This window comes from Streptomyces sp. NPDC023157, from assembly GCF_055560575.1.
The window spans coordinates 120,497-136,789 of the sequence record NZ_JBVHIL010000001.1 but is presented as its reverse complement, the minus strand read 5'-3'; the positions used below and the strand labels follow the sequence as shown (position 1 = coordinate 136,789).

The window sequence follows — 16,293 nt, the reverse complement described above, 5'->3', positions numbered from 1 at the left end:
GGGCAGGCGCCCGGCCCCCGTCCGTATAAGTCCGAGGAAGTTGGTCCAGCCGTGGTTATGGGGTTCTCGATCGCCCTGATCGTCTTCAGCGCGCTGCTGATGCTGCTCGTGCTGATGCACAAGGGGAAGGGCGGCGGCCTCTCCGACATGTTCGGTGGCGGCATGCAGTCGTCCGTCGGTGGTTCCTCGGTCGCCGAGCGAAACCTGGACCGCATCACCGTGGTGATCGGTCTGCTCTGGTTCGCCTGCATTGTGGTGCTCGGTCTGATGATGAAGTTGGACGGGTAACTCCAATCACTGGACGCGCGTTGGGCCTTACGTAGACTGGGGCATCTTCGAGCACCATCACGCAGGGAGTTACGACCGTGGCAAGTGGCAACGCGATCCGGGGAAGCCGGGTCGGAGCGGGGCCGATGGGAGAGGCTGAGCGGGGCGAGTCAGCACCCCGTCTCCGCATCTCCTTCTGGTGCTCGAACGGGCACGAGACCCAGCCCAGCTTCGCCAGTGACGCACAGGTCCCGGAGACCTGGGACTGCCCGCGTTGCGGCTTCCCGGCAGGTCAGGACCAGGACAACCCGCCGGACCCGCCGCGCACCGAGCCGTACAAGACGCACCTCGCGTACGTACGTGAGCGGCGCAGCGACGCGGACGGAGAGGCCATCCTCGCCGAGGCGCTTGCCAAGCTGCGCGGCGAGATCTGAGCGCGGTGTGACGATGTGACCGAACGGGCCCCGCCCGCGAACCGAGTTCGCGCGCGGGGCCCGTCGGCGTTCTCAGCCGCGATGGGCGTCCGCGATGTGCGCGGTGAGCGCCAGGGCGGCCGTGGCCCGCGCGTAGGTCAGCTGCGCCACGCGCGCGTACAGGCAGTCCAGGAGCAGCAGCACCGAGTGGCGGGTGCCGAAACCGCCGTGCCGGAAGCCGGTCCCGGCCGCCGTCGACGTGAGGTGGACGCCGGCCGCGCGGGCCACCGGGGAGCGCGGATCGCCGGTCACCGCGACGGTCGCGGCGCCCCGCTCGGCGGCCAGCCGCAGCGGCCCGAGCACCTCGCGGGTGGCGCCCGAGTGGGACAGGGTGACGACCGCGTCCGCCGGGGTCAGCAGGGCCGCCGAGGTCTCCGCCGCGTGCACCTCGGTCCAGGCGCGCGCCTCGCAGCCGATGCCGAAGAGCCGGGCCTGGGTCTCCAGGGCGAGCACCCCGGAGGCGCCCACCCCGTAGACGTCGATCCGGCGGGCCTGGGCGAGGGCGCGGGCGGCCCGCTCCAGGGCGCCGAGGTCGAGCTGCTCGGCGGTGGCGCGCAGAGCCTGGAGGTCGGCGCGGGCGACGGCGGCGACGACCTGCTCCAGCGGCTCGTCTGGCCCGATCTCCGGGCCGAGCGGCGTCCGTTCGGCCGCCTCGCTCTCCTGCCCCTGCTCCCGGGCGAGTTCGAGCAGCAGCCGCTGGTACGAGTCGAGCCCGAGGGCGTGGCAGAACCGGGTCACCGTGGCCTGCGAGGTCCCCGTACGGCGGCCCAGCTCGGCGGCGGAGAGCCCGGGGACCCGGGCCGGATCGGCGAGGACCCAGCTGCCGACCTTGCGCAAGGAGCCGGACATCCGGGGGAGTTCGGAGCGGATCAGCGCGGTGATCATGAGGGGCCGGCCTTCGTGGGTCTTGTGTTCCGCTGAATCTATCAACCACCATGCGGGCTGATGAACGAATCCGGGATTCAGTGGGCCGGCGGGGCCGTTGGGGTCGTCGGCGTCGACGCGGGCGGTACGCGGACCAGGGCACGGCTCGCCGACGCGACGACCGGCCGGGTGCTCGGCGAGGGCGCCGGAGGCCCCGGCAACGCGCTGAGCGTGCCCCCCGACACGCTCGTACGCCACGTGGGGGAGGCCCTGCGCGGGGCCCTGCCACCGGGCGGCGGAACCGTCGCCGCCGTGGTGGGCGGCTTCGCGGGCGGCGGGCCCGGCGGGGGCCGGGAGCGGGCGCACACGGCGCTGACGCGGGCGCTGGCCCTCGCGGGTGTCCGGGCGGGCCGGGTCGAGGTGCGGGGCGACGCCGACATCGCGTTCGCCGGCGGCGCCGGGAACCCCGCCGACGGGCTCGTGCTCATCGCCGGCACGGGCGCGGCCGCCGCCCGCGTGGCCGACCGGCGCCAGATCCGCGCCGCCGACGGCGACGGCTGGCTCCTCGGCGACGCCGGAAGCGGCTTCTGGCTGGGCCGGGAGGCGCTGCGCGCGGTGCTGCGGGCGCTGGACGGCCGGGGGCCGTCGACCGCGCTCACGGAGCGGGTGGGGGTGCTGTGCGGGGGGCTGAGCAAGGAGCACGTCGTGCGGTACGCGTACGGGGCGGAGCCGGTGCGGTTGGCTTCGCTCAGTCCGGTGGTGGTGGAGGTGGCGGCCTTCGGGGACGGGGTGGCTTGTGGGTTGTTGGACCGGGCGGCGGACGAACTGGTCTCGACCGTCGCCGCGTTGGACCCCCGGCCCGGTGAACCCCTGGTGGTGACCGGTGGACTTCTCGGCCCGGGGGGTCCGCTGCTGTCGCGGCTGACGGCGCGGGTCTCGGTGCTGGGGTTGGTTCCGGATCCGGTTCGCGACGGGCTCGGTGGGGCGGTGGCGTTGGCGCGGCTGTTGGTTTGACGCGCCGCCGTCGTGGGCGCCGTACGAGCAGGGAGCGGAGGCACCCGCAGAGGGCGCCGTTCCGTTGTGCCCACCCGTTCCGCCCCAGCGGAACGAATGCCCACAACGGGGGCGGGGGAGCGGCGCCCTTGACGCGCCTGGGATCCGCTGGTTCATTGAGCCGAAGAGGCTCGAAGCAACCGGTTCACTCAACCACGGGAGTGCCCCCCCCATGCCCCAACCCGCCCCCACCTCCGCCCACTTCGCCGAGCTCGCCCGTTCCGCGGTCGATCGGGCCGTCGCCGTCAACAAGGACTCCGTGCCGCTCGCCGCGCGGCTCTTCGCTGACTGTGTGGCGGCCGACGGGGTGATTCACGCGTTCGGGACCGGACATTCGCAGGCTGCCGCGCTTGAGGTGGCGGGGCGGGCCGGGGGTCTGGTGCCGACCAGCCGGATCGCGCTCGCCGATCTGGTGCTGCGGGGCGGTGAGGATCCGGCGATCCTCCGGGACCCGCTGCTCGAACGGGCGCCGGGGCTCGCCGACCGGCTGTACGCGCTCGCCACGCCCCGCCCCCAGGACCTGTTCGTGATCATCTCCAACTCCGGCGTCAACAACTCGATCGTGGACATGGCGCTGAAGGTGACCGGTGCCGGTCACCCCCTCGTCGCGCTCACCTCGCTGGAGCACACCCACGCCGTCCCCGCGCTGCACGCCGGTGGCCGGCGGCTCGCCGACCTCGCCGACGCCGTGCTCGACAACTGCGCCCCCGCCGGCGACGCCGTCCTCCCGCTGCCCGACGGTGCCGCGCTGTGCGGGATCTCCACGCTCACCTCCTCCCTGCTGATCCAGATGGTCGTCGCCGACGCCGTCGCGCTCCTGCTCGCCGAGGGGCACGAGCCGCCCGTCTACGTCTCGGCCAACCTGCCCGGCGGCCACGAGCGCAACGCCCTCCTCGAAGCCCGCTACGCGGGACGGCTGCACCGCGGCGGTCACTGAACGCGTTTCGCACACCGGATCAATTAGGTTGGTGGGGCAGCGGGGCACACACGCAGTAAGACGAAGAAATGGGCGATGTCCGAGATGAGTAACGAAGGCCGTACCAGGCTCAACCAGCTGCCCGAGTGGGCGGCCCTCGCCAAGCACCGCGAGCAGCTGGGCGAGACGCACCTGCGCGAGCTGTTCGCCTCCGACCCCCAGCGCGGCACGGGCTACACGCTGCGCGTCGGCGACCTGTATCTGGACTACTCGAAGAACCTCGTCACCGAGGAGACCCTGGCGCTGCTGCGCGACCTGGCCGCCGCCACCGGCGTGGCCGAGCTGCGCGACGCCATGTTCCGCGGCGAGAAGATCAACAACACCGAGCACCGCGCGGTCCTGCACACCGCGCTGCGTGCCCCGCGCGGTGCCGTGGTCGAGGTGGACGGCGTGAACGTCGTCCCCGAGGTGCACGCCGTCCTCGACAAGATGGCCGCCTTCGCCGACCGGGTCCGCGCCGGCGAGTGGACCGGTCGCACCGGCAAGCCGATCAAGAACGTCGTGAACATCGGCATCGGCGGCTCGGACCTCGGCCCCGCCATGGCCTACGAGGTCCTGCGCTCCTTCACCCAGCGCGACCTGACGTTCCGTTTCGTCTCCAACGTCGACGGCGCCGACCTGCACGAGGCCGTCCGCGACCTCGACCCGGCGGAGACCCTCTTCATCGTCGCCTCGAAGACCTTCACCACCATCGAGACGATCACCAACGCCACCTCCGCCCGCACCTGGCTGCTCACCGGGCTGGGGGCCGGCCAGGAGGCCGTCGCCCAGCACTTCGTGGCCCTGTCGACCAACGCCGAGAAGGTCGAGGAGTTCGGCATCGACACGGCGAACATGTTCGAGTTCTGGGACTGGGTCGGCGGCCGGTACTCCTTCGACTCCGCCATCGGCCTGTCCCTGATGATCGCCATCGGCCCGGACGGCTTCCGTGAGATGCTCGACGGCTTCCACCTCGTCGACGAGCACTTCCGTACGGCCGCCCCCGAGGAGAACGCCCCGCTCCTGCTCGGCCTCCTCGGCATCTGGTACGGCGCGTTCCACGACGCCCAGTCGCACGCCGTGCTGCCGTACTCGCACTACCTGTCGAGGTTCACCGCGTACCTCCAGCAGCTCGACATGGAGTCCAACGGCAAGTCCGTCACCCGTGACGGACAGCCGGTCGACTGGCAGACGGGCCCCGTCGTCTGGGGAACCCCCGGCACCAACGGGCAGCACGCCTACTACCAGTTGATCCACCAGGGCACCAAGGTCATCCCGGCCGACTTCATCGGCTTCGCCCGCCCCGTCGCCGACCTGCTGCCCGGCCTGGTCGCCCAGCACGACCTGCTGATGGCGAACTTCTTCGCCCAGACCCAGGCGCTCGCCTTCGGCAAGACGCCCGAGGAGGTACGGGCGGAGGGCGTCCCCGAGGAGCTCGTCCCGCACAAGACCTTCCAGGGCAATCACCCGACCACCACGATCCTCGCCGACGCGCTCACCCCGTCCGTGCTCGGCCAGCTCATCGCCCTCTACGAGCACAAGGTCTTCGTCCAGGGCGCCGTCTGGGACATCGACTCCTTCGACCAGTGGGGCGTCGAACTCGGCAAGGTCCTCGCCAAGAAGATCGAGCCGGTGCTCACCGAGGGCGAGGGCGGCGACCGCCTCGACAGCTCCACCGCCGGACTCGTCGCCGCGTACCGCTCGCTGCGCGGCCGGGACTGATCGATGCCCACGGGGGAGGAAGCGGTGCGGCTGCGCCCGCCGAGGAACGCCGTGGACGGCCGGGCCGTCCCCTGGTGGCGAGCGCAGCTGCTGGTGACGACGGGCGTGCCGGTGGCCCTCCTGGCCGTGCTGGGGTGGCTCATCACCCCGGCACGGCCCTGGCTGCTGACCGCGGCCGTGATCGCGGCGGTCCTCGGACTGCTCTGCGCCGCCTTCCTCCCCGCCTGGTGGTTCCGGGTGCACCGCTGGGAGGTCACCGAGGACGCCGTGTACGTGCGGACCGGCGCCCTCTGGCAGGAGTGGCGGATCGCCCCCATGTCCCGGATCCAGACGGTCGACACCGTACGGGGCCCGCTGGAGCAGAGTTTCAGGCTCGCCACGGTCACCGTCACCACCGCCTCCTCCAAGGGGGAGCTGCGCATCGCGGGCCTCGACCACGAACTCGCCGCCGAACTGGCCGAGCGGCTCACGGCGATCACCCGGGTCACCCCGGGGGACGCGACATGAGCGAGGGCACGGCGGCCCCCTTCGTTCCTGACGGGGCCCCGGACCAGGGCCCGGACCAGTCCCCGGACCCGGCCGCCGACCCCGTACGGGAGTGGCGCCGTCTCCACCCGCGGTCCCTGCTCGCCGGTGCCGCCGTCCTGTGCGGGGTCGCCGGCGGCGCGGCCCTGCCCGCGTTCCTCAGCCTGTCCTCCGGCTCCCGGCCCGCGTGGCAGGCCGCCGCCTGGGTCCTCGCCGGGGCGCTGCTCCTCATCGGTGGCGGCACGGCCGCCGACTGGGTCCGGCTGCGCCGCACCCGCTACCGCGTCGGCCCCGAACTGGTCGAGCTGCACACCGGTCTCCTCGTGGTGAAACGGCGCTCCCTGGCCCGCGAGCGCATCCGCAGCGTCGACCTCACCGCCAACCCGCTGCAACGCGTCCTCGGCCTGGTCAAGGTCGGGATCGGCACCGGCGAGCACACCGCGGGCGAGTCCACCCTCGAACTCGAACTGGTGGCCCGCGCCGAGGGCGAGCTGCTCCGCCACACCCTGCTCGCCCGTCTCCAGGGCCCCGAGGACCCCGCTCACGACGGTGTCCTCGCGAGCGTGGACCCGCGCTGGATCCGCTACGCCCCGGTCTCCTTCGTCACCCCGCTGCTCGCCACGGCGGCGGCCGGCGCCGTCATGCAGGTCAGCGACTGGTTCGGCGCGCAGGGCGAGGTGATCCACTGGATAGGGGACCGCTTCGAGGACGTCTCGCTGCCCTGGATGATCGCCGACCTCGTCCTGCTCGCCGGCGTCGCCGGACTGTTCGGCGCCCTCGGCCTGTGGGTCGAGATGTGGTTCCGCTACCGGCTGGAGCGTGAGCCGGGCGGCACCCTGCGGGTCCGCCGCGGCCTGTTCACCGCCCGCTCGATCTCCCTGGAGGAGCGCAGGCTGCGCGGGGTCGAGCTGGTCGAACCGCTCGGCGTACGCCTCTTCCGCGGGGCCCGTGTCGACGCCGTCGCCACCGGGCTCGCGCAGAACGACGACGACAAGCACGCCGACCTCAAGAACCTGCTGCCGCCGGTGCCCCGCGCCGTCGCCGACCGGGTCGCCGCCCAGGTGCTGCGCGAGCCCGTGCCGCCCACCGGCGCCCCGCTCGCCCGGCACCCCCGGGCGGCCCTGCGCAGGCGGCTCGGCTGGGCGCTGTGGACCGGGCTCGGCCCCGCGGCCGTGCTCGCCGTGCTCGGCACCTGGCTCAGCAGCCCGGTCCTCGGATACGCGGCGGCCGTGCTCGCCGTCCTGCTGACCCCGCTCGCGCTCCTCCTCGCCGTCGACGCCTACCGCAACCTCGGACACGGCGTCAGCGGCGCGTACCTGGTGACCCGTTCGGGTACCGTGCGCCGCTCCACCGTCGCCCTCCAGCGGGCCGGGGTCATCGGCTGGACCGTCAAGCAGTCCTGGTTCCAGCGGCGGGCGGGGGTGCTCACGCTGAGCGCCACGACGGCCGCGGGGGAGGGCGCGTACGCCGTCTACGACGCGGGCGAGAGCCAGGGCCTGACCTTCGCCGCCCACGCCGTACCGGACCTCCTCGCGCCCTTCCTCGAACCCGTACGAGAGGAACCCGTACGAGAGGAACCCGTACCGGCCCCGGAAACGCCGGAGGCCCGGCCCACCGAGAGGTGAACCGGGCCTCCGTGACGCGTCCTCAGGCCACGGCCGGGGGATACAGATCGCGCGGCAGCTCCGAGGCCGCCGCCGCGTCGAGCAGCCACAGCGTGCGCGAGCGGCCGTAGGCGCCGGCCGCCGGGGCCTGCACCTCGCCCGCGCCGGACAGCGCGATGGCCGCGGCCTTCGCCTTGTCCTCGCCGGCCGCGAGCAGCCAGACCTCCTTCGCGGCCCGGATCGCCGGAAGGGTCAGCGAGACCCGGATCGGCGGCGGCTTGGGAGCGCCGTGCACCCCCACCACCGTCCGCTCGGTCTCGCGGACCGCCGGGAGCTCCGGGAAGAGCGAGGCCACGTGCGTGTCCGGGCCGACGCCCAGCATCAGCACGTCGAAGGTGGGCACCCCGGCACGGTCCTCGGGGCCGGCCGCCGCCGCGAGCTCCGCCGCGTAGGCGGCGGCAGCGGCCTCGACGTCGTCGCCGTACGGGCCGTCCGAGGCCGGCATCGCGTGCACGCGCGCCGGGTCCAGCGGGACGCTGTCGAGCAGCGCCTCGCGGGCCTGGGTGACATTGCGCTCCGGGTCGCCCTCGGGCAGGAAGCGCTCGTCGCCCCACCACAGGTCCAGCCGCGACCAGTCGACGGCGTCCCGCGCGGGCGCCGTGCTCAGCGCCGCGAGCAGCCCGTTGCCGTTGCGCCCGCCGGTGAGCACCACCGAGGCGGTGCCGCGGGCGGACTGGGCGTCCACGATCTTCGTGATCAGCCGGGCCGCCGCGGCCTGGGCCATCAGCTCCTTGTCCCGGTGGACGACGAGCTGAGGGGCGCTCACTTGGCCGCCGCCTTCTTGGCCGGGGCCTTCTTCGCGGTCTTCGCCGCGGGCGCCGCGGCCGGGGCGGCGTCCGTCCCGGTCCCGTCGGCCGGCTCGTCGGGGACCGGGGCGGTGGTCGCCGCCTCCTCGTCGAGCCGCTCCAGGCCGAACCGCAGCGCCGAGGCGTAGGTGTCGTCCGGGTCGAGGCGGCGCAGCTCCTCCGCGATCAGCTCGGAGGTCTCGCGGCGCTTGAGCGCCACGGCACGGTCCGGCTGCCCGTGGATGGAGAGCGTGGCGAGCGAGGCGTCCGGCCGGTCGAGCACGATGGGGCCGCAGCTGGACTCCATCCGCACCGAGGTGAGGCCGGGCCCGGCCGACGTGGCGCGCCGCACCGGCACCTTCAGCCGGTCCGCGAGCCACATGGCGAGCAGCTCGACGCTCGGGTTGAACTCCTCGCCCTCGACCTCGGCCGAGGTGACCTCGCACGCGACCTGGTCGAGCGCGGCGGCCAGCATCGAACGCCACGGGGTGATCCGGGTCCACGAGAGGTCCGTGTCGCCCGGGGTGTACGCGTCCGCGCGCGCGGTCAGCTCCTGGATGGGCTGCTCGGCGGCGTACGTGTCGGTCACACGGCGCTGGGCGAGGGCGCCCAGCGGGTCGTTCGCCGGGTCGGTCGGCGAGTTCACCGGCCACCAGACGACGACGGGCGCGTCCGGCAGCAGCAGCGGCAGCACCACCGACTGGGCGTGGTCGACGACCTCGCCGTACAGCCGGAGCACGACCGTCTCGCCGGTGCTGGCGTCGGCGCCGAGGCGGACCTCGGCGTCGAGCCGCGCCTTGGCGCGGTCCCGCGGGGAGCGCGAGACCCGCTTGATGACGACGAGGGTCCGCGAGGGGTGCTCGCGGGACGCCTCGTTGGCCGCCTTCAGCGCGTCGTAGGCGTTCTCCTCGTCGGTGACGATGACGAGGGTGAGCACCATGCCGACGGCCGGGGTGCCGATGGCCCGCCGCCCGAGCACCAGCGCCTTGTTGATCTTGGAGGACGTGGTGTCCGTCAGGTCGGTCTTCATGGCCGGCGCCAGCTCCTGCCGTCTCGTGCGAGCATCTCGTCCGCCTCGACCGGACCCCAGGTCCCGGACTGGTACTGCGCGGGCTTGCCGTGCTTGTCCCAGAACTGCTCGATCGGGTCGAGGATCTTCCAGGACAGCTCGACCTCCTCGACACGCGGGAAGAGGTTGGAGTCGCCGAGCAGGACGTCGAGGATGAGCCGCTCGTAGGCCTCGGGGCTGGACTCGGTGAAGGACTCGCCGTAGGCGAAGTCCATCGACACGTCCCGGACCTCCATCTGCGTGCCCGGCACCTTGGAGCCGAACCGCATGGTGACGCCCTCGTCCGGCTGGACGCGGATGACGAGCGCGTTCTGGCCGAGCTCCTCCGTCGCCGTCTGGTCGAACGGCGAGTGCGGGGCGCGCTGGAAGACCACCGCGATCTCGGTGACCCGGCGGCCGAGCCGCTTGCCGGTGCGCAGGTAGAAGGGGACGCCCGCCCAGCGGCGGTTGTCGATCTCCACCTTGATGGCGGCGTAGGTGTCGGTCTTCGACTGGGGGTCGATGCCGTCTTCCTGGAGGTAGCCGACGGCCTTCTCGCCGCCCTGCCACCCGGCCGCGTACTGGCCGCGCACCGTGGACTTGCCCAGGTCCTTCGGCAGCTTCACCGCGCCGAGCACCTTGGTCTTCTCCGCGGCGAGCGCGTCGGCGTCGAAGGAGGCGGGCTCCTCCATCGCGGTCAGCGCCAGCAGCTGGAGCAGGTGGTTCTGGATGACGTCACGGGCGGCGCCGATGCCGTCGTAGTACCCGGCCCGGCCGCCGATGCCGATGTCCTCGGCCATGGTGATCTGCACGTGGTCGACGTACGACCGGTTCCAGATCGGCTCGAAGAGGGTGTTGGCGAAGCGGAGCGCCAGGATGTTCTGGACGGTCTCCTTGCCGAGGTAGTGGTCGATGCGGAAGACCGCGTCGGGCGGGAAGACCTCGTGGACGACCTCGTTGAGCTCCTTGGCGGAGGTCAGGTCGTGACCGAAGGGCTTCTCGATGACCGCACGGCGCCAGGAGCCGTTCTTCTGGTCGGCCAGGCCGTGCTTCTTCAGCTGCCGGACGACCAGGGGGAAGAACTTCGGCGGCACGGACAGGTAGAAGGCGAAGTTGCCGCCGGTGCCCTGCGCCTTGTCCAGCTCCTCGATGGTGGTCTTCAGCTGGTCGAAGGCGTCGTCGTCGTCGAAGTCGCCCTGGACGAAGCGCATCCCCTGGATCAGCTGCTGCCACACCTCCTCGCGGAACGGGGTGCGGGCGTGCTGCTTGACGGCGTCGTGGACCTCCTGCGCGAAGTCCTCGTCCTGCCACTCGCGACGGGCGAAGCCGATCAGCGAGAAGCCCGGCGGGAGCAGACCGCGGTTGGCGAGGTCGTAGACCGCGGGCATGAGCTTCTTGCGGGACAGATCGCCCGTGACACCGAAGATCACCAGACCCGACGGCCCCGCGATGCGCGGGAGCCGTCGGTCTGCGGCGTCACGGAGCGGGTTCGCTCCGGTGACTGCGCTCAAGGTGATTACGCCTCCGAAGGTGCGCGGCGGGCGAGCTCCGCCTCGGTCGACTTGAGCAGGTCGTTCCAGGAGGCCTCGAACTTGTCGACGCCCTCGTCCTCGAGGATCTGGACGACGTCGTCGTAGGAGATGCCCAGCTTCGCCACGGCGGCGAGGACCGAACGGGCCTCCTCGTACGTGCCGCGGATCGTGTCGCCGACGATCTGGCCGTGGTCGGCGGTGGCCTCCAGGGTGGCCTCCGGCATGGTGTTCACCGTGCCCGGGGCGACCAGGTCGTCCACGTACAGGGTGTCCTTGTACGCGGGGTCCTTGACGCCGGTCGAGGCCCACAGCGGACGCTGCTTGTTGGCGTGCGCCTTGTCCAGGGCGGCCCAGCGCTCGGAGGAGAAGACCTCCTCGTACGCCTCGTAGGCGAGACGCGCGTTGGCCAGGGCGGACTTGCCCTTGAGGGCCTTGGCCTCGTCGGTGCCGAGGACGTCGAGGCGCTTGTCGATCTCGGTGTCCACGCGGGACACGAAGAAGGACGCCACGGAGTGGATCTTCGAGAGGTCCAGGCCGCGCTCGCGGGCCTTCTCCAGGCCCGCCAGGTAGGCGTCCATGACCTCGCGGTAACGCTCCAGCGAGAAGATCAGCGTCACGTTGACGCTGATGCCGAGGCCGATGACCTCGGTGATCGCCGGCAGACCCGCCTTGGTGGCCGGGATCTTGATGAGGGTGTTGGGACGGTCCACCAGCCAGGCCAGCTGCTTGGCCTCGGCGATGGTGGGAGCCGTCTGGTGGGCCAGCCGCGGGTCGACCTCGATGGAGACCCGGCCGTCCTGGCCCTCGGTCGCGTCGAAGACGGGGCGCAGGATGTCGGCGGCGTCCCTCACGTCGGCCGTCGTGATCATCCGGATGGCCTCGTCCACGGTCACCTTGCGGACGGCCAGGTCGACGAGCTGCTGCTCGTAACCGTCGCCCGAGGTGATCGCCTTCTGGAAGATGGACGGGTTGGTGGTCACACCCACCACATGGCTCTGGTCGATGAGCTCGGCCAGGTTGCCGGACGTGATCCGCTTGCGCGAGAGGTCGTCCAGCCAGATCGCGACGCCTTCGTCGGAGAGGCGCTTGAGAGCGTCTGTCATGGGAATTGCATCTCCATTAAGTCGTACGTATGGGCGTCAGCGCGCGGCGGCGGCGAGGGATTCCCGCGCGGCGGCGACGATCGCCTCCGGCGTGAAGCCGAACTCGCGGAACAGCACCTTCGCGTCCGCCGAGGCACCGAAGTGCTCCAGCGAGACGATCCGGCCGGCGTCGCCGACGTACTTGTGCCAGGTCAGGCCGATCCCGGCCTCGACGGCGACACGCGCCGTCACGGCCGGCGGCAGGACCGAGTCCTTGTACGCCTGCTCCTGCTCCTCGAACCACTCCACCGACGGCATCGAGACCACGCGGGTCGGGACGCCGGCGGCCTGCAGCTGCTCCCGGGCCTCGACGGCCAGGTGCACCTCGGAGCCGGTCGCGATGAGCACCAGTCGGGCCTCGCCGCCATCGGCCTCGAACAGCACGTAGCCGCCCTTGGCCGCGTCCTCGTTCGGCGCGTACGTCGGCACGCCCTGGCGGGTGAGGGCCAGACCGTGCGGGGCGCCCTTGCCGAACACCTTGGTGTGACGCTTCATGATCTCGCGCCAGGCGATCGCCGTCTCGTTGGCGTCGGCCGGGCGGACCACGTTCAGGCCCGGGATCGCGCGCAGCGAGGCCAGGTGCTCCACCGGCTGGTGGGTCGGGCCGTCCTCGCCGAGGCCGATCGAGTCGTGCGTCCACACGTACGTCACCGGCAGGTGCATCAGCGCGGACAGGCGGACGGCGTTGCGCATGTAGTCGGAGAACACCAGGAAGGTGCCGCCGTAGACGCGGGTGTTGCCGTGCAGGGCGATGCCGTTCATCTCCGCGGCCATGGAGTGCTCGCGGATGCCGAAGTGGATCGTCCGGCCGTACTTGTCCGCCTCGGGGAGCGGGTTGCCCTCGGGGAGGAAGGAGGACGTCTTGTCGATCGTGGTGTTGTTGGAGCCGGCGAGGTCGGCCGAGCCGCCCCACAGCTCCGGGATCACCGCGCCGAGCGCCTGCAGGACCTTGCCGGACGCGGCACGCGTCGCGACACCCTGGCCCGCCTCGAAGACCGGGAGCTTGTCCTCCCAGCCGGCCGGCAGCTCGTTGGCCTGGATGCGGTCGAACTCGGCCGCCCGGTCCGCGTTGGCGGTACGCCACTCGGCCAGCGACTTCTCCCAGGCGGCGCGGGCCTCGCGGCCGCGGTCGCCGAGGGAGCGGGTGTGCCCGATGACCTCGTCGGAGACCTCGAAGGTCTGCTCCGGGTCGAAGCCGAGGACGCGCTTGGTGGCCGCGATCTCCTCGTCGCCGAGAGCCGAGCCGTGCGAGGCCTCGGTGTTCTGGGCGTTCGGCGCCGGCCAGGCGATGATCGAGCGCATCGCGATGAAGGAGGGGCGCTCGGTCTCGGCCTCGGCGGCCTTGATCGCGGCGTACAGGGCGGCCGGGTCCAGGTCGCCGTTGGCCTGCGGCTCCACGCGCTGGACGTGCCAGCCGTAGGCCTCGTACCGCTTCATCGTGTCCTCGGACACGGCGGTCTCGGTGTCACCCTCGATCGAGATGTGGTTGTCGTCCCACAGCAGGATCAGGTTGCCCAGCTTCTGGTGTCCGGCGAGCGAGGAGGCCTCGGCGGAGATGCCCTCCTGGAGGCAGCCGTCGCCGGCGATCACGTAGATGTGGTGATCGAAGGGAGAGGCGCCCTGGGCGGCCTCCGGGTCGAACAGGCCGCGCTCGTAACGCGCCGCCATGGCCATGCCCACGGCGTTGGCGACACCCTGGCCCAGCGGGCCGGTGGTCGTCTCCACGCCGGCCGTGTGGCCGTACTCCGGGTGGCCCGGAGTCTTGGAGCCCCAGGTGCGGAACGCCTTCAGGTCGTCGAGCTCGAGACCGAAGCCGCCCAGGTACAGCTGGGTGTAGAGGGTCAGGGACGAGTGCCCGGCGGAGAGCACGAAGCGGTCACGGCCCACCCACTCCGGGTCGGCGGGGTCGTGCCGCATCACCTTCTGGAAGAGGGTGTACGCGGCGGGCGCGAGGCTCATCGCCGTACCGGGATGGCCGTTGCCGACCTTCTGCACGGCGTCGGCGGCAAGGATGCGGGCGGTGTCCACGGCCCGCTGGTCCAGTTCGGTCCACTCGAGGTCTGTGGTCGTCGGCTTAGTGCTCACCCTGAGTCAGGGCTCCTCTCCGCATGTCTGTAGCCGGTGACTGAGGGTGTCCCGGCGATGTCGAGCCTACCCCCGGAATTCGTCCCTCTTTTCGTGTTCATGCCGCTCATATGTGCGCTCACAGCAAAGACTGCCGGGGCTTGCGGGACTTCGCCTCCCGAGCCGGACACAGGTGCGTCCCACGCCTTGGGACACACCCCTGTCGCAGGTGCGTGTGGGTCCCGCCAACACGACCCCACCCCCGCGAAGATCGGCGTATGGGCAACGTCTACAGTGGCGTGGTACGCGCAAGTCTTCACCCCGTCTTCATCCGGGGAGCTTGCTGGGAATTTCTCTGTCAGGGGTGTGCGTGACGGCCGTCGAGTCCCGACCCGCAGGGGTCGTCTTGACTCCCAGCCCGGGGGGCCATCGGCCGTTCGGGGCCCGCGTCAAGGCATACGTGGCGCTGACCAAGCCGCGGATCATCGAGCTGCTGCTCATCACCACGGTTCCGGTGATGTTCCTCGCCGAGCAGGGCGTGCCGGACCTGTGGCTGGTACTCGCCACGTGTTTCGGCGGATACCTGTCGGCGGGCGGCGCCAACGCGCTGAACATGTACATCGACCGCGACATCGACGCCCTGATGGACCGCACGTCCCAGCGTCCGCTCGTCACCGGTGTGCTCACGCCGCGTGAGGGCCTGGTCTTCGGACTCACCCTCGCCGTGGTCTCCACGCTCTGGTTCGGCCTGCTCGTCAACTGGCTGTCCGCCGCCCTCTCGCTCGGCGCGCTGCTCTTCTACGTCGTCGTCTACACGATGATCCTCAAGCGGCGCACCGCCCAGAACATCGTCTGGGGCGGCATCGCCGGCTGCCTGCCGGTGCTCATCGGCTGGTCGGCCGTCACGAACTCGATGTCGTGGGCCGCGATCATCCTCTTCCTCGTCATCTTCTTCTGGACGCCGCCGCACTACTGGCCGCTGTCGATGAAGGTGAAGGACGACTACGCCCGCGCGGGCGTGCCCATGCTGCCGGTGCTCGCCTCCAACAAGGTCGTCGCCAAGCAGATCGTGGTCTACAGCTGGATCATGGTCGCCGTCTCCCTGCTGCTCACCCCGCTGGGCTACACCGGCTGGTTCTACACCGCGGTGGCGCTGGCCACCGGCGGCTGGTGGCTCTGGGAGGCGCACGCCCTGCTCCACCGGGCGAAGGCGGGCGCCCAGGGCGCCAAGCTGAAGGAGATGCGCCTCTTCCACTGGTCCATCACCTATGTGTCGCTGCTCTTCGTGGCGGTCGCGGTGGACCCCTTCCTGCGCTGACGCGCTCTTCTCCCTGATCGCTCCGGGATCGCTCCGGCCGACGGCCGGGGTGCGTGGCCCACGCCACGTGCCCCGGCCGTCGCCAGTTGATCTACCCGCGAGTAGCATCCTTGCCATGGCAGACACGAAGCAGGTGGAGCGCAGGGCGGCCAAGCTGGCCAAGGAGATCCAGGCGTTCGCCGGTCAGCACGGCGGCGCCGAGGGACAGCTCGCCCACATCGGCCAGGCGGGGACCCGGATCGTCCTCGTCGGCGAGGACGGCGGCTGGGGCGACCTGGTGGCCCCGACGCACGAGACCGCCCGGCTGGCGGCCGAGAAGGCGGGCCTCACGCTGCACGACGAGTTCGACGGCGAGTTCGCCGCCAAGGTCGTCACGGGCCCGTACGAGTGGACCCGTATGGCCGGTATCCAGATCGGCGGCCCGGCCAACAGCTGACGCCGGGAGGCGACAACCTCACGCGGGGCTCACCCGTCAGGAGGGGTGGAAACCCGTCCACACGTGGGAGCCCCCCGAATGATCGACACTCCGAGCCTGGTGGACCAGTACTGCCACGGGGTGCTCCGTACGGAGCTCGGCCTCGGCACCTTCGAGACGCACCTCGCGCCGGCGCCCCCCCCATGACCCGCTCCGCCCACCGCAGGACGCCCCCGCCGCTCCCGGCGGCCGGCACCACCTTCTTCGACACGCAGACCGGCTTCGCCGTACGCCGCTGGTGCCCGCCGCTCCTCGGCCTCGAACCGCACTGCCCGCCGGCCCACTACCTGGGCGAGTGGGTCGGCGACGGCACCTGGTCCCGTACGGACGCGCGGCGGGCAACGCGCGGCGGGTGTACCGGCTGGTGTGAACGGCGGCCCGGACGGGCGGCCCGGGGCGCTGTCAG

The 16,293-nt window shown here is 71.9% G+C and carries 15 protein-coding genes and 1 pseudogene; 10 read left to right on the top strand and 6 right to left on the bottom strand.

Annotated elements, in window-relative coordinates:
* The first annotated feature begins 57 nt into the window (after positions 1 to 57).
* Complete coding sequence (gene secG / locus ACZ3ZE_RS00695) at positions 58 to 288, top strand: preprotein translocase subunit SecG (protein WP_361164414.1); 231 nt, start codon at positions 58 to 60, stop codon at positions 286 to 288.
* Positions 289 to 365: 77 nt separating this feature from the next.
* Entirely contained in the window at positions 366 to 701 is a 336-nt protein-coding gene (locus tag ACZ3ZE_RS00690) for an RNA polymerase-binding protein RbpA (RefSeq protein WP_079060169.1), read from the top strand.
* 72 nt (positions 702 to 773) lie between these two features.
* Here ACZ3ZE_RS00690 and ACZ3ZE_RS00685 read toward each other — a convergent pair whose 3' ends face one another.
* Positions 774 to 1,625, bottom strand: coding sequence for a MurR/RpiR family transcriptional regulator (locus ACZ3ZE_RS00685; protein WP_361164417.1), 852 nt, complete (start codon positions 1,623 to 1,625; stop codon positions 774 to 776).
* A 60-nt stretch (positions 1,626 to 1,685) separates the two neighbouring features.
* On the opposite strand from ACZ3ZE_RS00685, the gene ACZ3ZE_RS00680 reads away from it, so the two are divergent.
* The 5 genes from ACZ3ZE_RS00680 to ACZ3ZE_RS00660 all read left to right on the top strand — a co-directional run bounded on the left by ACZ3ZE_RS00680 (position 1,686) and on the right by ACZ3ZE_RS00660 (position 7,484).
* Positions 1,686 to 2,618 (top strand): N-acetylglucosamine kinase, encoded by a 933-nt coding sequence (locus tag ACZ3ZE_RS00680; protein ID WP_467256909.1) that lies wholly within the window; start codon positions 1,686 to 1,688, stop codon positions 2,616 to 2,618.
* 211 nt (positions 2,619 to 2,829) lie between these two features.
* Complete coding sequence (locus ACZ3ZE_RS00675) at positions 2,830 to 3,594, top strand: SIS domain-containing protein (RefSeq protein ID WP_361164423.1); 765 nt, start codon at positions 2,830 to 2,832, stop codon at positions 3,592 to 3,594.
* Positions 3,595 to 3,669: 75 nt separating this feature from the next.
* Positions 3,670 to 5,334 (top strand): glucose-6-phosphate isomerase, encoded by a 1,665-nt coding sequence (pgi, locus tag ACZ3ZE_RS00670; RefSeq protein ID WP_467256907.1) that lies wholly within the window; start codon positions 3,670 to 3,672, stop codon positions 5,332 to 5,334.
* A gap of 3 nt (positions 5,335 to 5,337) precedes the next feature.
* Positions 5,338 to 5,841 (top strand): PH domain-containing protein, encoded by a 504-nt coding sequence (locus tag ACZ3ZE_RS00665; RefSeq protein ID WP_361164426.1) that lies wholly within the window; start codon positions 5,338 to 5,340, stop codon positions 5,839 to 5,841.
* Positions 5,838 to 7,484, top strand: coding sequence for a PH domain-containing protein (locus ACZ3ZE_RS00660; protein WP_467256905.1), 1,647 nt, complete (start codon positions 5,838 to 5,840; stop codon positions 7,482 to 7,484). The genes ACZ3ZE_RS00665 and ACZ3ZE_RS00660 overlap by 4 nt, the downstream gene beginning before the upstream one ends.
* A gap of 22 nt (positions 7,485 to 7,506) precedes the next feature.
* On the opposite strand, the gene pgl is transcribed toward ACZ3ZE_RS00660, so the two are convergent.
* From pgl to tkt, 5 genes are read right to left on the bottom strand one after another with little or no spacing between them, the layout of a single operon-like run.
* Positions 7,507 to 8,289, bottom strand: a complete 783-nt coding sequence (gene pgl, locus ACZ3ZE_RS00655) for a 6-phosphogluconolactonase (RefSeq protein ID WP_467256903.1) — start codon at positions 8,287 to 8,289, stop codon at positions 7,507 to 7,509.
* The gene (gene opcA, locus ACZ3ZE_RS00650) at positions 8,286 to 9,338 is read right to left on the bottom strand and encodes a glucose-6-phosphate dehydrogenase assembly protein OpcA (RefSeq protein WP_361164435.1); all 1,053 of its coding nucleotides are present in this window, start codon (positions 9,336 to 9,338) and stop codon (positions 8,286 to 8,288) included. The genes pgl and opcA overlap by 4 nt, the downstream gene beginning before the upstream one ends.
* Complete coding sequence (gene zwf, locus ACZ3ZE_RS00645; protein WP_132918533.1) at positions 9,335 to 10,867, bottom strand: glucose-6-phosphate dehydrogenase; 1,533 nt, start codon at positions 10,865 to 10,867, stop codon at positions 9,335 to 9,337. Before zwf ends, opcA begins: the two co-directional genes overlap by 4 nt.
* Positions 10,868 to 10,872: 5 nt before the next feature.
* On the bottom strand, positions 10,873 to 11,991 hold the full coding sequence (gene tal / locus ACZ3ZE_RS00640; RefSeq protein ID WP_361164439.1) for a transaldolase: 1,119 nt from the start codon (positions 11,989 to 11,991) through the stop codon (positions 10,873 to 10,875).
* Between the two features lie 36 nt (positions 11,992 to 12,027).
* On the bottom strand, positions 12,028 to 14,115 hold the full coding sequence (gene tkt, locus ACZ3ZE_RS00635; protein ID WP_361164442.1) for a transketolase: 2,088 nt from the start codon (positions 14,113 to 14,115) through the stop codon (positions 12,028 to 12,030).
* Positions 14,116 to 14,464: 349 nt separating this feature from the next.
* Between tkt and ACZ3ZE_RS00630 the strand changes: the two genes are divergently transcribed.
* The 3 genes and pseudogenes from ACZ3ZE_RS00630 to ACZ3ZE_RS00620 all read left to right on the top strand — a co-directional run.
* Positions 14,465 to 15,412: a heme o synthase gene (locus ACZ3ZE_RS00630; protein WP_361164445.1), complete on the top strand. Its 948-nt coding sequence runs from the start codon at positions 14,465 to 14,467 to the stop codon at positions 15,410 to 15,412.
* A 115-nt stretch (positions 15,413 to 15,527) separates the two neighbouring features.
* The gene (locus ACZ3ZE_RS00625) at positions 15,528 to 15,848 is read left to right on the top strand and encodes a hypothetical protein (RefSeq protein WP_361164448.1); all 321 of its coding nucleotides are present in this window, start codon (positions 15,528 to 15,530) and stop codon (positions 15,846 to 15,848) included.
* Between the two features lie 78 nt (positions 15,849 to 15,926).
* Positions 15,927 to 16,177, top strand: a pseudogene (locus ACZ3ZE_RS00620) (amidohydrolase); the annotation flags it as partial.
* Positions 16,178 to 16,293 lie beyond the last annotated feature (116 nt).